The organism is Streptomyces vulcanius (genome assembly GCF_042653945.1).
GTDB lineage: Bacteria > Actinomycetota > Actinomycetes > Streptomycetales > Streptomycetaceae > Streptomyces > Streptomyces mangrovi.
In genome coordinates this window covers 85,805-102,843 of the sequence record NZ_JBHSFK010000009.1, presented here as the reverse complement: position 1 = coordinate 102,843, position 17,039 = coordinate 85,805, and the positions used below count along the sequence as shown (strand labels likewise).

18 protein-coding genes are annotated in these 17,039 nt (G+C 71.4%); 11 read left to right on the top strand and 7 right to left on the bottom strand.

Translation table 11 applies throughout. The annotated features are described in order from the left end of the window. Positions 1-2 precede the first annotated feature (2 nt). The 4 genes from ACFPIH_RS15805 (at position 3) to ACFPIH_RS15790 (ending at position 4,121) form a co-directional block, all read left to right on the top strand. A complete protein-coding gene (locus tag ACFPIH_RS15805; protein WP_381172558.1) occupies positions 3-1,187 on the top strand; it encodes an SfnB family sulfur acquisition oxidoreductase in 1,185 nt (394 codons plus the stop codon). 36 nt (positions 1,188-1,223) lie between these two features. Beyond that, positions 1,224-2,375, top strand: coding sequence for an LLM class flavin-dependent oxidoreductase (locus ACFPIH_RS15800; protein WP_381172561.1), 1,152 nt, complete (start codon positions 1,224-1,226; stop codon positions 2,373-2,375). An 84-nt stretch (positions 2,376-2,459) separates the two neighbouring features. After that, positions 2,460-2,900 carry a peptidoglycan-binding protein gene (locus ACFPIH_RS15795; RefSeq protein ID WP_381172564.1) on the top strand — a complete coding sequence of 147 codons (441 nt, stop codon included), beginning with the start codon at positions 2,460-2,462 and terminating at the stop codon, positions 2,898-2,900. A gap of 39 nt (positions 2,901-2,939) precedes the next feature. Continuing rightward, positions 2,940-4,121 carry a hypothetical protein gene (locus ACFPIH_RS15790; protein ID WP_381172567.1) on the top strand — a complete coding sequence of 394 codons (1,182 nt, stop codon included), beginning with the start codon at positions 2,940-2,942 and terminating at the stop codon, positions 4,119-4,121. Here the strand turns inward: ACFPIH_RS15790 and ACFPIH_RS15785 are convergent. Next, a complete protein-coding gene (locus ACFPIH_RS15785; protein WP_381172569.1) occupies positions 4,086-5,114 on the bottom strand; it encodes an acyl-CoA dehydrogenase family protein in 1,029 nt (342 codons plus the stop codon). The genes ACFPIH_RS15790 and ACFPIH_RS15785 overlap by 36 nt on opposite strands. A gap of 99 nt (positions 5,115-5,213) precedes the next feature. On the opposite strand from ACFPIH_RS15785, the gene ACFPIH_RS15780 reads away from it, so the two are divergent. Further along, positions 5,214-5,564: a YciI family protein gene (locus ACFPIH_RS15780; protein ID WP_381172572.1), complete on the top strand. Its 351-nt coding sequence runs from the start codon at positions 5,214-5,216 to the stop codon at positions 5,562-5,564. Continuing rightward, positions 5,564-6,757, top strand: coding sequence for an RNA polymerase sigma factor (locus tag ACFPIH_RS15775; RefSeq protein ID WP_381172574.1), 1,194 nt, complete (start codon positions 5,564-5,566; stop codon positions 6,755-6,757). The genes ACFPIH_RS15780 and ACFPIH_RS15775 overlap by 1 nt, the downstream gene beginning before the upstream one ends. Before the next feature lie 117 nt (positions 6,758-6,874). Here the strand turns inward: ACFPIH_RS15775 and urtE are convergent, their stop codons facing one another. The 6 genes from urtE to ACFPIH_RS15745 all read right to left on the bottom strand — a co-directional run bounded on the left by urtE (position 6,875) and on the right by ACFPIH_RS15745 (position 12,962). After that, on the bottom strand, positions 6,875-7,567 hold the full coding sequence (gene urtE / locus ACFPIH_RS15770; protein WP_381172577.1) for an urea ABC transporter ATP-binding subunit UrtE: 693 nt from the start codon (positions 7,565-7,567) through the stop codon (positions 6,875-6,877). Then, positions 7,567-8,337, bottom strand: coding sequence for an urea ABC transporter ATP-binding protein UrtD (gene urtD / locus ACFPIH_RS15765; protein ID WP_381172579.1), 771 nt, complete (start codon positions 8,335-8,337; stop codon positions 7,567-7,569). The genes urtE and urtD overlap by 1 nt, the downstream gene beginning before the upstream one ends. Beyond that, a complete protein-coding gene (gene urtC, locus ACFPIH_RS15760; protein ID WP_381172581.1) occupies positions 8,334-9,413 on the bottom strand; it encodes an urea ABC transporter permease subunit UrtC in 1,080 nt (359 codons plus the stop codon). The genes urtD and urtC overlap by 4 nt, the downstream gene beginning before the upstream one ends. Then, a complete protein-coding gene (gene urtB, locus ACFPIH_RS15755; RefSeq protein WP_381172583.1) occupies positions 9,410-10,306 on the bottom strand; it encodes an urea ABC transporter permease subunit UrtB in 897 nt (298 codons plus the stop codon). The genes urtC and urtB overlap by 4 nt, the downstream gene beginning before the upstream one ends. A 60-nt stretch (positions 10,307-10,366) precedes the next feature. Next, entirely contained in the window at positions 10,367-11,626 is a 1,260-nt protein-coding gene (gene urtA, locus ACFPIH_RS15750; RefSeq protein ID WP_381172585.1) for an urea ABC transporter substrate-binding protein, read from the bottom strand. Positions 11,627-11,849: 223 nt separating this feature from the next. After that, complete coding sequence (locus tag ACFPIH_RS15745; protein ID WP_381172587.1) at positions 11,850-12,962, bottom strand: substrate-binding domain-containing protein; 1,113 nt, start codon at positions 12,960-12,962, stop codon at positions 11,850-11,852. Positions 12,963-13,044: 82 nt separating this feature from the next. On the opposite strand from ACFPIH_RS15745, the gene ACFPIH_RS15740 reads away from it, so the two are divergent. From ACFPIH_RS15740 to ACFPIH_RS15720, 5 genes are all read left to right on the top strand, one after another. Further along, the gene (locus ACFPIH_RS15740) at positions 13,045-13,485 is read left to right on the top strand and encodes a MarR family winged helix-turn-helix transcriptional regulator (RefSeq protein WP_381172589.1); all 441 of its coding nucleotides are present in this window, start codon (positions 13,045-13,047) and stop codon (positions 13,483-13,485) included. 139 nt (positions 13,486-13,624) lie between these two features. Next, positions 13,625-14,944 carry an aldehyde dehydrogenase family protein gene (locus tag ACFPIH_RS15735; RefSeq protein ID WP_381172591.1) on the top strand — a complete coding sequence of 440 codons (1,320 nt, stop codon included), beginning with the start codon at positions 13,625-13,627 and terminating at the stop codon, positions 14,942-14,944. Positions 14,945-15,181: 237 nt separating this feature from the next. Further along, on the top strand, positions 15,182-15,346 hold the full coding sequence (locus tag ACFPIH_RS15730; protein WP_381172594.1) for a hypothetical protein: 165 nt from the start codon (positions 15,182-15,184) through the stop codon (positions 15,344-15,346). After that, entirely contained in the window at positions 15,343-15,909 is a 567-nt protein-coding gene (locus tag ACFPIH_RS15725; RefSeq protein WP_381172597.1) for a sigma-70 family RNA polymerase sigma factor, read from the top strand. The genes ACFPIH_RS15730 and ACFPIH_RS15725 overlap by 4 nt, the downstream gene beginning before the upstream one ends. Continuing rightward, the gene (locus ACFPIH_RS15720; RefSeq protein ID WP_381172599.1) at positions 15,906-16,748 is read left to right on the top strand and encodes a hypothetical protein; all 843 of its coding nucleotides are present in this window, start codon (positions 15,906-15,908) and stop codon (positions 16,746-16,748) included. The genes ACFPIH_RS15725 and ACFPIH_RS15720 overlap by 4 nt, the downstream gene beginning before the upstream one ends. Positions 16,749-17,039 lie beyond the last annotated feature (291 nt).

The following is a 17,039-nucleotide window of genomic DNA, read 5'->3' as shown; positions in this document are numbered from 1 at the left end:
CCATGACCGCGCACGTCATCGCCGACGACGCCGAGGCACTCGCCGTGGCCGCCGCGCTGGCCGACGAGTTCCGCGCGGGCGCCTCCACCCGGGACGCCGAACGCCGCCTGCCGCGCGCCGAGTTGGACCGGCTCTCCGCCTCCGGACTGCTCGCCGTCACCGTGCCCGCCGACCACGGTGGCGCGGATGTCGGCGCGGGGACCCTGGCGGAGATCTTCCGCCTCCTCGGCACCGCCGACGGCAGCCTCGCCCAGATCCCGCAGAGCCACTTCGCCTACGTCAATGTGATCTGCCGTCAGGGCACCGAGGAACAGCGGAAGTTCTTCTTCGCGGAGCTGCTCGCGGGCCGCCGCTTCGGCAACGCCCAGTCCGAGGCCGGCACCAAGCACGTCCAGGACATCCGCACCCGGCTGGAGCCCCAGCCCGACGGCTCCTACCTCCTCGAGGGCGTCAAGCACTACTCCACCGGTGCCCTGTTCGCCGACTGGATCCCCGTCCTGGCCCGCGCCGAGGACGACAAACTCCATGTGGCGTACGTCCCCGCCGACGCCCCCGGTCTCACCGTGACCGACGACTGGGACGGCCTCGGCCAGCGTACGACGGCCAGCGGCACCGTCGTCCTCGCCGGCGTGACGGTCCCGCGCGACCGGGTCCTGCCCCACCACCTCACCTTCGAGGGCCCCCAACTCCACGGAGCCGTGGCCCAGTTGCTGCATGCCGCCATCGACGCGGGTCTGGCCGCCGGTGCCCTCGCGGAGGCGGCGGAGTTCGTGCGGACGAAGAGCAGGCCGTGGTTCGAGAGCGGTGTGGAGACCGCCGTAGAGGAGCCGCTGCTGATCCAGCGGTTCGGCGAACTCGACCTCCAGGTACGGGCGTCGGAGGCGCTGCTGCGCGAGGCCGCCCGCGCGGTCGACGCGGCGCGGGCCGACCTCACCGACGACACCGCGGCCGGGGCGTCCCTCGCGGTGGCCGCCGCGAAGGTGCAGGCGGCCCGGGCGGCGTTGGAGGTGTCGAGCGCGCTGTTCGAGGTCTCCGGCACCCGATCCGCTGCCAACTCCCTGAATCTGCACCGCCATTGGCGTGACGCCCGCACCCACACCCTGCACGACCCGACCCGCTGGAAGATCCAGCACCTCGGGCGCCACGTGCTCACCGGTACCCGGCCGCCGCGCCACGGCCTCCTCTAGCGACGACCCACACGGCCCACCTGAACGGAGCCCCCCGTGTCCCTCACCTTCCACTGGTTCCTGCCCACCAACGGCGACAGCCGCCACGTCGTCGGAGGCGGCCACGGCACCCCGGCCACCGCCTCCGGACGGGACCGGCCGCCGACGGTCGCCTACCTGAGCCAGATCGCCCGCGCCGCGGAGGATCTCGGGTTCGTGGGGGCGCTCACCCCGACCGGGGCGTGGTGCGAGGACGCGTGGCTCACCACCGCCATGGTCAGCCAGCACACCGAGCGGCTGAAGTTCCTGGTCGCGTTCCGGCCCGGCTTCGTCTCGCCGACGCTCGCCGCGCAGATGGCGTCCACCTTTCAGCGGCAGACCGGCGGACGGCTGCTGCTCAACGTCGTCACCGGCGGCGAGAGCCACGAGCAGCGGGCCTACGGCGACTTCCTCGACAAGGACGACCGGTACCGCCGTACCGGTGAATTCCTGGAGATCGTCCGGGGGTTGTGGGAGGGCAAGTCCGTCGACCTGGACGGCGAGCACCTGCGGGTCGAGGACGCGAAACTGGCCCGGGTGCCCGAGCCCGTCCCCGAGGTGTACTTCGGGGGCTCCTCGCCCATCGCCGGGGAGATCGCCGCCCGGCACGTCGATGTCTATCTCACCTGGGGCGAGCCGCCGGCCCAGGTCGCCGAGAAGATCGCCTGGATCCGGGGGCTCGCGGCGAAGCAGGGGCGCACGCTGCGGTTCGGCATCCGGCTGCACGTCATCACCCGGGACACCGCCGAGCAGGCGTGGGCCGAGGCGAACCGGCTGGTCGACGGGTTCGACCCGGAGACGGTCAGGGCCGTCCAGTCCGGGCTGGCCCGCAGCGAGTCCGAGGGACAGCAGCGGATGCTGGCACTGCACGGCGGTGGCCGGGACGGGCTGGAGATCCATCCCAACCTGTGGGCGGGCATCGGGCTGGTGCGGGGTGGCGCGGGGACCGCGCTGGTCGGCAGCCACGAGGAGGTCGCCGACCGGATCGAGGAGTACGCGGCCCTCGGCATCGAGGAGTTCGTGCTGTCCGGGTATCCGCATCTGGAGGAGGCGTACTGGTTCGGCGAAGGCGTCCTGCCGAGGCTGGCCGCGCGGGGCGTGTGGCGTCATCCCTTCCGCACGGAGGCCCCGCCCTCGGCGCAGGTGCCGTTCGCCGACCGAGCTCAGTGAACGTTCAACCGGCGAACGTTCAACCGCCCACTCACCATCGGGACTTGAGTCGAGTTCTGTCCCATTTGTCACTAAGATGGAGGTATGACCAAAACAACGGAATTCTACGTGGTAAGGGCGGGCGACACGCTCGGCGGAATCGCGACCAGGCACCACGTGAGCCTGGCCCAGATCATCAAGTGGAACCCCCAGATCAAGAATCCGAACCTCATTCACCCCGGGCAGCGGGTCCGCGTGGCCGCGCCGACCGCGAATCCCGTCTTCGACGACGAGCCCTTCCCGGGCAAGGACTTCTTCCAGCCGTCCGTGAGCAGCCCGATCATCGAGGCCATGGGCTGGCGCCTCATCGACGAGGACTGCTCGGCGTACGCCGACGGGCCCGACAGCCGGTGGAGCGACGCGGACCGGAAGTCCTACGCCATGTTCCAGCGCAAGCTCGGCTTCGGCGGCCCCGACGCGGACGGCATTCCGGGACCCACCTCCTGGAAGCGACTCCATGTGCCCGCCCTGCCCGTGAGCGACTAGCCCGCCCGGACGCCGACGGACACCGGCGGGAGACCGGCCATGGGCACGACCGAGGCGGTCGTCAAAGGGCGCTCAGTGGGCACGGGCCGACGGCTCGCGGCCAGAATGCGTCCCCGACCGCCCCGGTCGCCCTGGCGGGCACGGGCCGACACCCGGCTCGCGACTCTCGAGGTCCAGCTCAGACGCGAGGAGACCAGGCCGTGCTCCGACGAACGCAGAACGCTCGTCGACGGGATGAAAGGCCATCTCGCGAAGGCCCGTGCCGCCGGGGACGAGACGTTCGGCTGGCGGCGGCCGTGGTCGGGTTCGACCGCCCGTGAGGGCGTGTGGTCGAACCTGCGCGCCGCCGAGGTGCTGCTTCTCCAACTGGTCCCGGACACGGACCTCGCCGGCCGCGCCGGCGAGGTGATGTCGCTGGCCAAGCGCCATCTGGACAAGGACGATCCGCTGCGCGCCAGACTCGCCCGGCGCATCCGTCCCATCGTCACCGGCCATATGACGCCGAGTGACCGTGACCTCGTGGCCCAGGCGCTCGGCAGTGCGTACAACGCGCTCGACGCCGAACTGGCCCGGGTCCGCAGTCTGCGCAACATCCTCTGGACCGCCACGTTCGTCGTCATGCTCGGCGTGGCGGGCCTCGCTCTCTACGGCTGGATCTCCCCGAAATCGCTGAGCCTGTGCTTCGCACCCAAGGTCAGTGCCGGGGAGGCGAACCTGCTCGACGTCGTGTGCCCCAGCGAGGAGTTCCCGAACAAGCCTACGAACACCGCTCCCAGCTCACTCGCCCAGCCGAGGGACATCCTCACCGTCGAGATCGCCGGTCTGGCCGGCGCGGCGCTCACCGTCATCGCCTCACTGCGCCGGATCCGGGGCACCAGTGCCCCCTACATGCTGCCCCTGGCCTCGGCGGTGCTGAAGCTCCCCACCGGCGCGCTGTCCGCCTTCCTCGGGGTACTCCTGATCAGGGGCGCTTTCGTGCCCGGGCTCAGCAACCTGGACAGCAGGGGACAGGTCCTCGCCTGGGCGGCGGTGTTCGGCGCCGCCCAGCACCTCGTGACCCGGCTGGTCGACGACCGCGCGCAGCTGACGCTGGCGGAGGTGGGCAGACCCACCGGCGTGACGGTCGATCCGGAGAACGCCGCGGTCAGGGAGGGCGACGGGGACAGGGAGGCCCCGGCACCCGGGTCAGCGGGCCAGAGCTCCGAGGTGCGCCGTACGTGACTCCCGCGTCTGGCCCTGGACGAGCAGGAACAGGCCCTCCCGCGCCAGGCGTTGGGCCCGGTGCGTCAGGAGCATCGTGCGGCCGCCGCCCGTCACCACGGCCGCGGTGGTCGCCGCCTGCATCACGTCGTACGCCCGCGTCCTGAGGGCGAGGCGTTCCTCCGGGTGCTCGTGCGGGGCCGCCTCGTCGATCAGGGCGTACGCCTGGTGGCGGACCTCCGCCAGACGGGCGCGCAGCGGCGTCGCCGTGTCCTCGTCCAGCAGTCCGAGTGCCGCCTCCGCGATGCCGAAGACCGCGGGGTTGGCATTCAACGTCTTGAGACGGTCCTGCGCCGCCCAGCGGTCGTGCGGCGCACACAGGGCCACCGACTCCTCCGGGAGCCACAGGCCGTCGAGTTCCAGGGAGACCGTGCGGGCCGCCGTGAGGGCGGCCAGCCGCATGGGGGCCGACGCCCGCAGTCCCGGCTGGTCGCGGGCGTCGGCGAAGGCGAAAAGGGCCTCGCCCGCGTCCGTGACCCCGGCCAGCAGCATCACGTCGTTGAGGCCCCAGCCGGTGTACCAGGGCACCTTCCCGTCGAAGCGCCGGCCGCCGCGCTCCCGGGTGACACGGACGGGCACGCGTGGGAACGCCCGCAGATGCGCGTACGCCACCCCCGACAGCAGTTCCCCGCTCGCCAGCCTTCCCAACAGACGCTCGCGCACCGGGCCCTCGCCCTTCGCCAGGGTCAGCACCGGCGTGTGGTGCTGCGTCTGCACGAACCATGTCGAGCAGCAGGCCCCGGCCAGGATCTCCGTCGTCTCGCGGAACACCGCGCCGGGTGCCGCCGCGCCGCCGTACTCCCGCGGCGCCTGCAGCCCGAGCAGGCCCGAGCGGCGGATCTCGGTGAGATGGCCGACCGGCACCTCCCCCTGGTCGACCTGCTCGGCGTGCGGCGCCAGGAGGTCGTCGGCGAGACGGCGGGCTTGGGCCACGAGGGGGTGCGGTGCGGTCATGAGCAAGATTCTTTCCCGATTCGCGGTGTGGGGTGTCGATCCGGGGGACTGCCGTTCGTGTAGTTGGTGACACAACGGAACGACGCCAAGGAGGACGTCATGCAGCACTACCTGCTCAGCGTGGTCCAGCCCGCCCACGGCGAGCCGCCCGCCCCCGACGAGCTGGCCGAGATCATGCGCCGCGTGGAGGCGTACAACGACGAGCTGCGCGCCGCCGGTGTCTGGGTCTTCGCCGGCGGACTCCACGGCCCGGAGACGGCCACCGTGCTGCGCCCCAAGGACGGCGACGTCCTGATCACCGACGGGCCGTACGCCGAGGGCAAGGAGTACCTCGGCGGGCTGTGCCTGATCCGTGCCGCCGACCTGGACGAGGCCCTGGAATGGGGCCGCAAGGCCGCCCTGGCCACCACCCTCCCCATCGAGGTGCGGCCCTTCGCGGACCAGCACTGATGCCGGACGCCGGCGCCGTCGAGGCCGTCTTCCGCGCCGAGTACGGGCGCGCGGTCTCGGTCCTCGTCCGCTTCCTCGGCGACATCGACCTCGCCGAGGAAGCGGTCCAGGACGCCTTCACCACGGCCGTACGGCGCTGGCCGGAGACGGGCGTACCGCCGAGCCCGGCCGGCTGGATCATCACCACCGCCCGCAACCGGGCGCTCGACCGGCTGCGCCGCGAGTCCACCCGGGACGCCCGGCACGCCGAGGCCGCCCGGCTGTACGCCGCCGGCCCGCCCGTCGAGGAGGGCCCCGTGCGCGACGACCGGCTCCGCCTGATCTTCACCTGCTGCCACCCCGCCCTCGCCCCGCAGGCCCAGGTCGCCCTGACCCTGCGGCTGCTCGGCGGGCTCACCACACCCCAGATCGCCCGTGCCTTCCTGGTCCCCGAGCCGACCATGGCGCAGCGCCTGGTCCGCGCCAAGGCCAAGATCCGCGACGCGCGCATCCCGTACCGCGTTCCGCGCGACGCCGATCTGCCCGACCGGCTGAAGGGCGTCCTCGCCGTCGTCTACCTGATCTTCAACCAGGGGTACGAGGGTGAGGCCGGCCTCTGTGCGGAGGCGCTGCGTCTCGGCCGGCTCCTCGCCGAGCTGATGCCCGACGAGCCCGAAGTCACCGGCCTGCTCGCCCTGTTGCTGCTCGTCGAGTCCCGCCGGGCCGCACGGGTCGACGCCGACGGGACGCTCGTACCGCTGCCCGAACAGGACCGCGCCCGCTGGGACCGGGAGCTGATCGCCGAGGGGCAGTCCCTCGTCCGGCGCTGTCTGCGCCTCGGACGGCCGGGGCCGTACCAGATCCAGGCCGCGATCCAGGCGGTCCACAGCGACGCCCCGACCGCCGACGCCACCGACTGGGGGCAGATCCTGCGGCTGTACGACCAGCTCATGGCCGTGGCCCCGAGCCCCGTCGTCGCCCTGAACCGCGCCGTCGTGGTCGCCGAGCTCGACGGCCCGGAGCAGGCACTCGACCTCCTGGCCGGCCTCGACCTGGACGGCTACCACGTCTACCACGCGGTCCGCGCCGACCTGCTGCGCCGCCTGGCCCGTACGGACGAGGCCGTACGGGCCTACCAGGCCGCGCTCACGCTCACCGAGAACCCTGCCGAGCGGGCCCACCTCGACACCCGCCTGCGCGAACTCACCCGCTGACCGTCGGCTGCGCGCGCTCGCCCGCTGATCACCGACGACGTGCGCCCACCCGCTGACCACGGACTGCCGCGTTCACCCGTGACCACCGACTGTGCGCGCACTCACCCGCTGAAAGCCCTACACGCTCAGTGCCTCCCGCACCGACCGCTCCGCGTCCCGGCCGCCCTCCCCGGACGACGTGACCCGGCCGGCCTCCAGGACGTAGTACCGCTGCGCCGCCCGCATCGCGAAGCCGACGTGCTGCTCCACCAGCAGCACCGACAGCCCGCCGCGCGCCGCCAGGGCGAGGATGGTCTCCTCGATCTCGGCGACCACCGACGGCTGGATGCCCTCGGTCGGTTCGTCCAGGAGCAGGATCCGAGGCTCCGTCACCAGGGCGCGGGCGATGGCGAGTTGCTGACGCTGACCGCCCGAGAGCAGACCCGCGCGCCGCCCGGACAGCGCCCTGAGTGCCGGGAACAGGTCCAGTGCCTCCGCCACCGCCTCCTTGCCGCGCCTGCGGCCGTCCGCGACCAGCTGGAGGTTCTCCGCGGTGGTCAGGTGCGGGAACGCCTGCTGGCCCTGCGGGACGTACGCCATCCCGCGCGCCACCCGCTCGTGGGGCCTGCGGCGGGTGATGTCCTCGCCGTCGAGCCGGACCGTGCCGCTCGTCGGGGTGAGCAGTCCGACGGCGGCGCGCAGGAGGGTGCTCTTGCCCGCGCCGTTGTGGCCGAGCACCGCCGCCACCCCGTCCGCCGGCACCTCGACGGAGACGCCGTGCAGGACCGTGCTGCGGTGGTAGCCGACCCGGACGTCCTCGATCTGGAGCATCACGCCTCCCGCACGGCCGCGCCGGAGGGGACGGCGTCCTCGGCGGCCGTGTGCCCGAGGTACACCTCCTGCACCTTCGGATCGGCCTGCACATCGGCGACCGTGCCCTCGCTGAGCACCCGGCCCGCGTGCAGCACGCTGACGCTGCGCGCGAAGGACCGCATGAAGTCCATGTCGTGCTCGATGACGACGACCGTGCGCTCTTCGCTGATCCGCTGGAGCAGCTCGCCGGTGGCCTGCCGTTCGTCGTGGCTCATCCCGGCCACCGGCTCGTCGAGCAGCAGCAGCCGGACGTCCTGCACCAGCAGCATGCCGATCTCCAGCCACTGCTTCTGCCCGTGCGCGAGGGTCCCGGCGGGGGAGTCGGACAGCCCGGTGAGCCCGACCGTCTCCAGCGCCTTCGCGACCGGCTCCGGCACGTCCCTGCGGCGGCGCAGCATGGTCCAGGCGTTGCGGCCCGCGCCCGCCGCGATGTCCAGGTTCTGAAGCACCGTCAACTCCTCGAAGACGGTGGCCGTCTGGAACGTGCGCCCGATGCCCGACCGGGCGATCCGGTGCACACTGCGCCCCAGCAGTTCCTCGCCCTCGAAACGCACCGAGCCCCGCGCCCTCACCAGCCCGGTGACGGCGTCGACGAGCGTCGTCTTGCCGGCGCCGTTCGGCCCGATGAGGAACCGCAGATCGCCCGTCGGCACATCGAGGTCGACCCCGTCCACGGCGGTGAACCCGTCGAAGGAAACCCGCAGTTGCCGTATCTCCAGCCCGCTCATGCTGCCTCTCCCACGGGAACGACGGCTGTCTTGCGTACGGTGTCCCTGCGGCGCCGTACGAGCTTCGTCAGCGAGGCCAGTCCGCCCGGCAGGAACGCCAGCGCCACGATGAAGAGCAGGCCCTGGAAGTAGGTCCAGGCCGCCGGGAACTCCTCCGACAGCGCCGTCTTCGCCCAGGCGACCGCGACCGCCCCCAGCACCGCCCCCACCAGGCTCGCGCGTCCACCGACCGCCGCGCCGATCACGAACTCGATCGACGGGACGATCCCGATCAGTGCGGGCGAGATGATGCCGACCGCCGGCACGAACAGCGCGCCCGCGAGGCCCGCCATGCCGGCGGCGACGACGTACGCGACGAGCTTGACGTTCGCCGGGTCGTACCCGAGGAAGCGCACCCGCTCCTCCGAGTCCCTTACGGCGACCAGGAGTTCGCCGTACCGGCTGTTGATGAGCTGCCGGGCGAGGGCGATGAGCAGCAGCAGGGCGGCGGCGATGACGAAGTACACCATCCGCTGGTTGACCGGGTCGTCGAGGGCGTAGCCGAAGAAGCCCTGGATGTCGGTGAGTCCGTTGGTGCCGCCGGTGGTGGCCTGCTGGCCGACCAGCCAGATCGCGAACGCCGAGGCGAGCGCCTGGCTGAGGATCGCGAAGTAGGCGCCCTTGACCCGGCGGCGGAAGATGAACAGGCCCAGCAGCGCGGCGACGGCCATCGGCAGCAGCACGGTCGCCGCGAGCGCGAACGCCGGGTTGGCGAACGGCCGCCACCACCAGGGGAGTTCGGTCGCGGTGCCGTAGAGCTGCATGAAGTCGGGCAGGTTGCCGGGTCCCGCGTCGGCGATCTTCAGGTGCATCGCCATGGCGTAGCCGCCGAGGCCGAAGAACACGCCCTGACCGAGCGTCAGAAGCCCGCCGCGGCCCCACGCGAGGCAGATGCCGACGGCGACCATCGCCATGCAGAGGTACTTGGCGAGCAGCCCGAGGCGGAAGTCGGACAGGACGACCGGGGCGACGGCGAAGAGCAGGACCGCGCCGCCCGCGAAACCCGCCCACGCGGCACGTTTCTTGAGGACGTTCATACGAGACTCCTGGTCCGCAGCGTGTACAGCCCCTGGGGCCGCCACTGGAGGAACGCGACGATGGCGACCAGGACGAGCACCTTGGCGACGGAGACGGTCGTGGAGTACTCCAGCACCGCCTGGAGCACGCCCAGCACGAAGGCGACGATCACACTGCCCTTGAGCTGGCCGATCCCGCCGACCACGATCACCAGGAAGGCGTCGATGATGACATTGGTGCCCATCGTCGGGCCGATCGGGCCGACCAGGGTGAGCGCCACCCCGGCGACGCCCGCGAGGCCGGAGCCGATGAAGAAGGCGGTGCGGTCGACCCGGGACGTGGAGATGCCGGAGACCTCCGCGAGGTCCCGGTTCTGCACCACGGCCCGGATCCGGCGGCCCAGCGGCGTCAGCCGCAGCGTCAGCGACAACGCGACCACGGCCGCGACCGCCAGCCCCAGGATGAACAGCCGGCTGTTGGCGAAGGTGAGCGGGTCGTCGCCGCCGATGACGGTGATGTTCCCGGTGAGGACGTCCGGCGCGCGCGTCTGCACGTTCGGCGCGCCGAAGATGTCCCGGGCGAGTTGCTGGAGCATCAGGGAGACGCCCCAGGTGACGAGAAGCGTGTCGAGCGGGCGGAGATACAGGCGCCGAATGAGCAGCCATTCAAGGAGCGCGCCGAGGGCGCCCGACACGAGAAAGGCGACGGGAAGCGCGACGAGCAGTGAGATTCCCGCACTCGAAATGGACTTCTGCAGGACGTACGTCGTGTAGGCGCCCGCCATGATGAACTCGCCGTGGGCCATGTTGATGACGTTCATCTGGCCGAAGGTGAGCGACAGGCCGAGCGCGATGAGCAGCAGGACGGCACCGATCGAGATACCGGTGAAGGTCTGACCGAGGACCACGGTCATACGGCGGCTCCGATGGGGGAGACGGGAGACGCCGGCAAGCGTCTCCCGTATGACGGTCGGTCAGGACAGGCCGGAGGCCCAGGAGTAGCCCTTGAGGAACGGGTCCGGCTTGACGGGCTTGCCCGAGTTCCACACCTCGTTGATCAGACCGTCGCTGCCGATCTTCCCGATCCGCGCGGTCTTGTAGATGTGCTGGGACGCCCCGTCCACGGTGACCTTGCCCTCGGGTGCGTCGAAGGTGATGCCGTCGGAGGCCGCCTTCACCTTCTCCGGGTCGAAGGACTTCGCCTTCTCGACCATCGCCTTCCACAGGTAGACCGACGTGTACGCGGCCTCCATCGGGTCACTGGTCGGCTTGTCCGCGCCGTACTTGGCCTTGTACGCCTTCACGAACTTGGTGTTCGCCGCGCCCGGGGTGGTCTGGTAGTAGTTCCACGCCGTCAACTGCCCCGCCAGGTACTGCGATCCGATCGACTTGACCTCCTCCTCGGCGATCGACACCGAGACCACCGGCATGGACTTCGCGGTCAGTCCGGCGGACTTGTACTCCTTGAAGAACGCCACGTTGGAGTCGCCGTTGAGGGTGTTGAAGACCGCGTCCGCCTTCGACGCCTTCACCTTGTTGGCGATCGTGCTGAATTCCGTGGAGCCCAGCGGCGCGTAGTCCTCGCCGAGGATCGTCATGCCGTTGGCCTTCGCGTACGCCTTGATCTCCTTGTTGGCGGTACGGGGGAAGACGTAGTCGCTGCCGACCAGGTACAGCTTCTTCTTTCCCTGGCTCTTGAGGTAGTCGAGCGCCGGGATGATCTGCTGGTTGGTGGTGGCGCCGGTGTAGAAGATGTACGGCGACTCCTCCAGGCCCTCGTACTGCACGGGGTAGAAGAGCAGCGACTTGTTCTTCTCGAAGACCGGCTTGACGGCCTTGCGGCTCGCGGAGGTCCAGCAGCCGAAGGTGGCCGCGACCTCGTCCTCCTTGATCAGCTTGGTCGCCTTCTCGGCGAACGTCGGCCAGTCGGAGGCGCCGTCCTCGCTGATCGGTTTGATCTTCTTGCCGAGGACCCCGCCGGAGGCGTTGATCTCGTCGATGGCCAGCAGCAGCGAGTTGCGTACCGTCACCTCGCTGATCGCCATCGTGCCGGAGAGCGAGTTGAGCAGACCGACCTTGACCGTGTCGCCGCTGACGTCGATCTTCGCGGCCTTGTCGGACGACGAGCCGGCCGCGTCGGTCTTGGCGCCGCACGCGGAGAGCGCGACGACGGCCGCGAGCGCGGCACCGCCGGCCAGGAAACGACGGCGGAGAATGGGTGAACCGCTGGACAAGACAACCCCCTCGGGTGTGGAGGAGACAACCTCCTGAAGTGCGGTCCACAGCCTCAAGTCGCCCTGTTTCCCCGGTGTTTCACAGGACTTTCCCGGACGCAACAAAAAACGCCCCGAGGCGTTGTGACGTGCATTCAAACCTGTTCAACGGCCTGAATTCACAATTCGCCCGAGGCATTCTAATTACTTTCTGTGGGAAGTATCTTGGCGGCCAAGGGAGCTGTCAAGGGCGGGAGTTGTGAAGGTCCAGCTCCGTGAGCACGTCGAAGTCCAGCCCGTCCGCGCGGGCCAGATAGATGCGCTGCCGGACATGACTGCCCCTCAGATGCAGCAGCCCGCGCGGTCCCTCGTACGACACCCGGTCCGCCGCCGCGCCGATCGCCGCCACGTCGAGCGTGCCCGCCTGCCGCAGCAGCGCGGCGAGCAACAGGACACCCTCGTAACAGGATTCGCCGAGACTGCCCGGCGCGGGAGCGTCGAAGCCGAAGCGGCCGGCGTACTGCCCGTGGAAGTCCAGGGTGTCCGCGTTGGCGAGCGAGGCGAAGAAGCCGGCCGTGCTGTAGAGGTCCACGGTCGCCGAAGGGCCGCTCGCCAGCAGCATGTTCTCGTCCATCAGAGTGCTCAGCCGCAGGCAGCGCGCGTCCAACCCATGGGCGGCGAAAGCCCGGTTGAAGCGCACCGCGTCGCTGCCGACCAGCAGCAGGAGCACCCCGTCCGCGTCGGAACGCTCGATGCGGCGCAGCACCGGCTCGAAGTCGTGTGTCCCCAGCGGCAGATACACCTCGCCGCCGATCCGGCCGCCCGCCTCCCGGGCGTACGCGTGCGCCGCACGGGCCGTACGCCGGGGCCACACATAGTCGTTGCCGACCACGAACCACCGGCGCACCCGCCGCTCGCGCGCCAACAGCAGCATCGCGGGCCGGAGTTGGTCACGCGGCGTCTCGCTCGTCAGGAACACCCCGGCCGTGTCCTCGCCGCCCTCGTACAGCGCGGTGTAGACGTACGGCACCCGGTGGGCGATCCTCGGCGCCAGCGCCTGCCGTACCGAGGAGATGTGCCAGCCCGTGACTCCCTGCACCACCCCGAGGTCCACCAGCGCCTCGACCTGGTCGGCGACCTCGCGCGGCGGTGCGCCCCCGTCCACCGGCACCAGCCGCAGCTCCCGGCCGAGCACCCCGCCCGCCTTGTTGACCTCCTCGACGGCCAGCCGCGCGCACAGTTCGCACGCCGCCCCGAAGATCCCGGCCGGTCCCTGCGACGGGAACACCAGGGCCACGCCGAGCGCCGAGGCGTCGGCCGTGAACCACTCGGCGGCGGGGGAGTCGGGCCGGAACATGACGTCATGCTTCCGGGTCCGCCGGGTGAACTCCAGTCCGTCTCATACGATGTACGCACCCCGTGACCTAGGAGCGGACTGGATGCCCACCTCCTCGACTCCTCGCAGACCGCACGACCTGATGCAACTCCTCACCCGGGCCGAGCGGCTCGCCGCGCGCCGGCTCCAGGCGGCGCTGGAGGAGGAGGGCTGCTCGCTGGACACGTGGCGGGTGCTCGCCCTGCTCTCCGACGGCGCCGGCCACCGCATGACGGCCATCGCCGAGGCGGCCTTCCTGCCGCCGCCCACGCTGACCAAGCTGGTCGACCACCTCGTCGACCAGAACCTCGTCCACCGCCGCGTGGACCCTCTCGACCGCCGCCGCATCCTGGCCTACCTGACCCCGCGCGGTCAGGACCACTGGCGGCGCGTCGACAAGGCCGTACGGGCCGCCTGGCCCGCCGGGGGAGAGGCGGACGAGGAACTGCTGGGCGCTCTGCTGGACCGTCTCTCGCAGCACCTGGACGACACCACGCGCGTGTGACCGGTCCGGCACGGAAAGTAGCCGGGGGCTGGGGGAATGTAGGGTGGTCCGCGAATAGTTGGCATATACACCGAGCCGACCGCTCGCACCCCACCGACCCCAGGGCCGACAAGGCCCGCGCACCCCCCAGCGAGGCACCGTGACCACCGCCACCGAGCAGCCCGCCGACGTCGTGGCCCGGCTGCGGGCCACCTTCCGCACCGGCCGCACCAAGCCCGTCGCCCGGCGCACCGACCAACTGCGCAGGCTGCGCGCGCTGCTCACCGAGCGGGGCGCCGACCTCGCCGCCGCCCTCCACGCCGACCTGGGCAAGAGCTCCACCGAGGCCTACCGCACCGAGATCGACTTCACCGTCCGCGAGATCGATCACACCCTCGACCACCTCGACGCCTGGCTGCGCCCGGAGTCCGCCCCGGTCCCCGCCCACCTCGGCACGGACGCGAGCGCCTGGACCCAGTACGACCCCCTCGGCGTCGTCCTCGTCATCGCCCCCTGGAACTACCCGGCCCAGCTGCTGCTCGCCCCGCTGGTCGGTGCCCTCGCCGCCGGCAACACGGTGGTCGTGAAGCCCAGCGAGCTCGCGCCCGCCACCTCCGCGGCCCTGGCCCGGCTGCTCCCGGCGTACCTGGACACCGACACGGTCGCCGTCGTCGAGGGCGGTGTCCCGGAGACCACGGCCCTGCTCGCCGAGCGGTTCGACCACATCTTCTACACCGGCAACGGCACCGTCGGCCGTATCGTCCTGCGCGCCGCCGCCGAGCACCTCACCCCCGTCACCCTCGAACTCGGCGGCAAGTCCCCGGTGTTCGTCGACCGGGACGCCGATCTCGCGGTCGTCGCCGACCGGCTGGCCCGCGGCAAGTTCCTCAACGCGGGCCAGACCTGTGTCGCCCCCGACTACGTCCTCACCGACCCGCGGACCGCCGCCGCCCTCGAACCCCTCCTCACCGGTGCCGTCGAGGCGCTCTACGGCACCGACCCGCAGAGTTCCCCGGAGTACGGCCGGATCGTCAACGAACGCCACTTCGACCGGCTCACCGGCCTGCTGGAATCCGGGCGGACCGTGGTCGGCGGCGGCACCGACCGTACGGACAAGTACATCGCGCCGACCGTCCTCGCCGACGTCGACCCGAAGTCGCCCGTCATGCGGGAGGAGATCTTCGGCCCGATCCTGCCGATCGTGACGGTGTCCGGCCTCGACGAGGCGATCGCCTTCGTCAACGACCGCGACAAGCCGCTCGCGCTCTACGTGTTCACCGAGTCGGACGCCACGCGGGCCCGCATCGCCGCCGAAACCTCCTCCGGCGGCCTCGGGTTCGGCCTTCCGCTCGCCCATCTCACCGTCTCCGACCTGCCGTTCGGCGGAGTCGGCGAGAGCGGCATGGGCAACTACCACGGCCGCTACTCCATCGAGACGTTCAGCCACCGCAAGGCGGTACTGGCGAAGCCGCTCGGCTGAGACCGCGCGAGCGGAAACGGTCGTGAACGGGTCCGAGTAGCCCGGCAAGTGGCGGCAACCACACACGTATTGGCCCGGAACGGCCCGGTCCGTAGCCCGAAGCGGCCAATTCAGCCGGACTTTCGAATCCGGCATGCACGAAACGCCTCCGCCGAACGCCGTGGGGGGCAGAAGGTGTAACCGTCGCCTTCCGGGGCCCCTGGGCCCCGAACACCCAGCGGAAGGACCGAAGGGTCCGTGAACGACCAGTTCGAACAGCTCGCCCGGGACGTGGCACTGTCCCTGCTCGCCCTCCGTGTCTTCGGACCCGGCGTCGTCACGCTCGCGCGCCGGGTCGCCGCCGCACTCGTGAGGGTGGGGGTCCGTGAGATGGACCACCGGCTCCCCGGGGGCGATCGGTGACCCGGGAACAGGCGCGCCCCACCGGGGACCCGCGGGCCCCGGAGAAACTGCCCCTGGACTTCGCCGCGTTCCACCAGATGCACCGGCCGCGCTACGTCCGTGAGGCCGAGCGCCGGCTGCGCTGCCTCGCCGACGCCGAGGAGGCGGTGGACGAGGCGTTCGTCCAGCTCGCCCGCGAGTGGCCCCGGATACTGCGCACCGAGAACCCGGCCGCCTACGCATGGCAGGTCATGAAGAACCGCGTCATCGACCACGCCCGGGCCCGTGGCCGGCGTGCCACGCTCATGGACACCGCCGTCTTCGAGACGGTGACCCTCCAGGGCGCCGAGGACGCCTTCGAGGTGATCGAGCAGAACCTGCGGCTGTTCCGTGCGATCGCCGCCCTGCCCGAGCGGCAGCGGGACGTCATCCGGCTGCGCTTCTGCGAGGGCTACAGCACCGCCGAGGTGGCGTTCCACCTGGGCATCACGGAGGCCGGTGTGCGCTCCACCGAGCGCTACGCCAAGCGCCGGCTGCGGGAGATCTACGCATCGTGCGCCGAGGAGGAGGCGGAGCGGGCATGACCTTCGACCCGATGACCGACATCGACACCCTGCTGGCCGGGGCGCGGCTCGTGCCCACGGCCCCCTACGGCCGCGCGGACATCGAGGCCGCCGAGGCCAGGATCGCCGCCAGGGTGGCGGCCGGCGCCGACGAGACCACCGTGCCGTCCCGTCCCCGGTCCCCCGGAGCCCATCCCGCGGCCCGGGATCTGCGGGCGATGTGCGAGGCGCTGCTGTCCCGCGCCGGCGCGCTGCGGGACCTCGGCAACTTCCTCGACAGCGCGCTGCCCGAGCCCCCCGGTGCCCGGCTGCTCGGCGGCATCCTCTACCTGGCCGGCTGCGAGGACGGCGCCCGCTTCTGGTGGCAGTACGGCGCCGGCGCCTCCGACACCGTCTCCGCGTACTGCCTCCATCTGCTCCACCGCTCGCTGGGGGAGGACCTGGAGGCCGACTGGTGGCTGCGCCAGACGGAGGTCACCCCCGCCACGCTCGGCCGGGAGGCCACCGAACGGGAGATCGCCGCCGCACTGCACGTGCTCAGGGGCCTGCGACGCGGCCGGCGCGGACTGCCCGAGCCGCTGCGGGCGCTCGTTGAGTACATATCGGCCGTGGTCGGCTTCGTGGACGACGACCTGGAACTCCCCCTCCCGAACGGCGACTTGGCCGAGATGGTGGAGGAGGCCGTCACCCATGGCACGCAGGCCGCCGGCGACCGTCGTCGCACCAGCCCCGGTCCCCTCCCCGAGCGTCGGGAAACCCCCGTCCACACCGTCTCCACGGCCACGCCCCCGACCCCCCGTCCCTGGAGCCGCGACGTCCGCGAGGCCCTGCGCAGGTGCGAGGAGACGGTGGCCTGCTGAGCTCGGCATCCGAGGTGACGACGGCCCCAACCCCGGCCCTGCCGACGGGCGTTGTCAGTCCCCGTTGGTGGAACTGCGGGCGTCAGGACGTCGGAAGCGCACCTCTTTCCCTTCCAGGAGCAGTCGTAAGCCGATCCTCAACCGTCTCGACGGGCTGTACGGGCTGCCCGCCCGCACCTTCCCGGCCCTCGACGAGCGGACCGACGCTCTCCCCGACCCGGACGGCTTCGCCTGGCGGGTCACCATCAAGCTCGGTTCGGCCCCCGCCTGGGGTCATGGCCCCGTGCACTC

Bases quoted from the DNA above. Each gene is read 5' to 3' on its own strand.
- ACFPIH_RS15780 (WP_381172572.1), top strand. From the start codon at position 5,214: ATGCAGCACTACCTGCTCAGCGTGGTCCAGCCCGCCCACGGCGAGCCG.
- ACFPIH_RS15785 (WP_381172569.1), bottom strand. From the start codon at position 5,114: ATGACCGCACCGCACCCCCTCGTGGCCCAAGCCCGCCGTCTCGCCGAC.
- ACFPIH_RS15775 (WP_381172574.1), top strand. From the start codon at position 5,564: ATGCCGGACGCCGGCGCCGTCGAGGCCGTCTTCCGCGCCGAGTACGGG.
- urtB (WP_381172583.1), bottom strand. From the start codon at position 10,306: ATGACCGTGGTCCTCGGTCAGACCTTCACCGGTATCTCGATCGGTGCC.
- ACFPIH_RS15745 (WP_381172587.1), bottom strand. From the start codon at position 12,962: ATGTTCCGGCCCGACTCCCCCGCCGCCGAGTGGTTCACGGCCGACGCC.
- ACFPIH_RS15790 (WP_381172567.1), top strand. From the start codon at position 2,940: ATGGGCACGACCGAGGCGGTCGTCAAAGGGCGCTCAGTGGGCACGGGC.
- ACFPIH_RS15795 (WP_381172564.1), top strand. From the start codon at position 2,460: ATGACCAAAACAACGGAATTCTACGTGGTAAGGGCGGGCGACACGCTC.
- urtE (WP_381172577.1), bottom strand. From the start codon at position 7,567: ATGCTCCAGATCGAGGACGTCCGGGTCGGCTACCACCGCAGCACGGTC.
- ACFPIH_RS15805 (WP_381172558.1), top strand. From the start codon at position 3: ATGACCGCGCACGTCATCGCCGACGACGCCGAGGCACTCGCCGTGGCC.
- urtC (WP_381172581.1), bottom strand. From the start codon at position 9,413: ATGAACGTCCTCAAGAAACGTGCCGCGTGGGCGGGTTTCGCGGGCGGC.
- ACFPIH_RS15720 (WP_381172599.1), top strand. From the start codon at position 15,906: ATGACCTTCGACCCGATGACCGACATCGACACCCTGCTGGCCGGGGCG.
- urtD (WP_381172579.1), bottom strand. From the start codon at position 8,337: ATGAGCGGGCTGGAGATACGGCAACTGCGGGTTTCCTTCGACGGGTTC.
- ACFPIH_RS15740 (WP_381172589.1), top strand. From the start codon at position 13,045: ATGCCCACCTCCTCGACTCCTCGCAGACCGCACGACCTGATGCAACTC.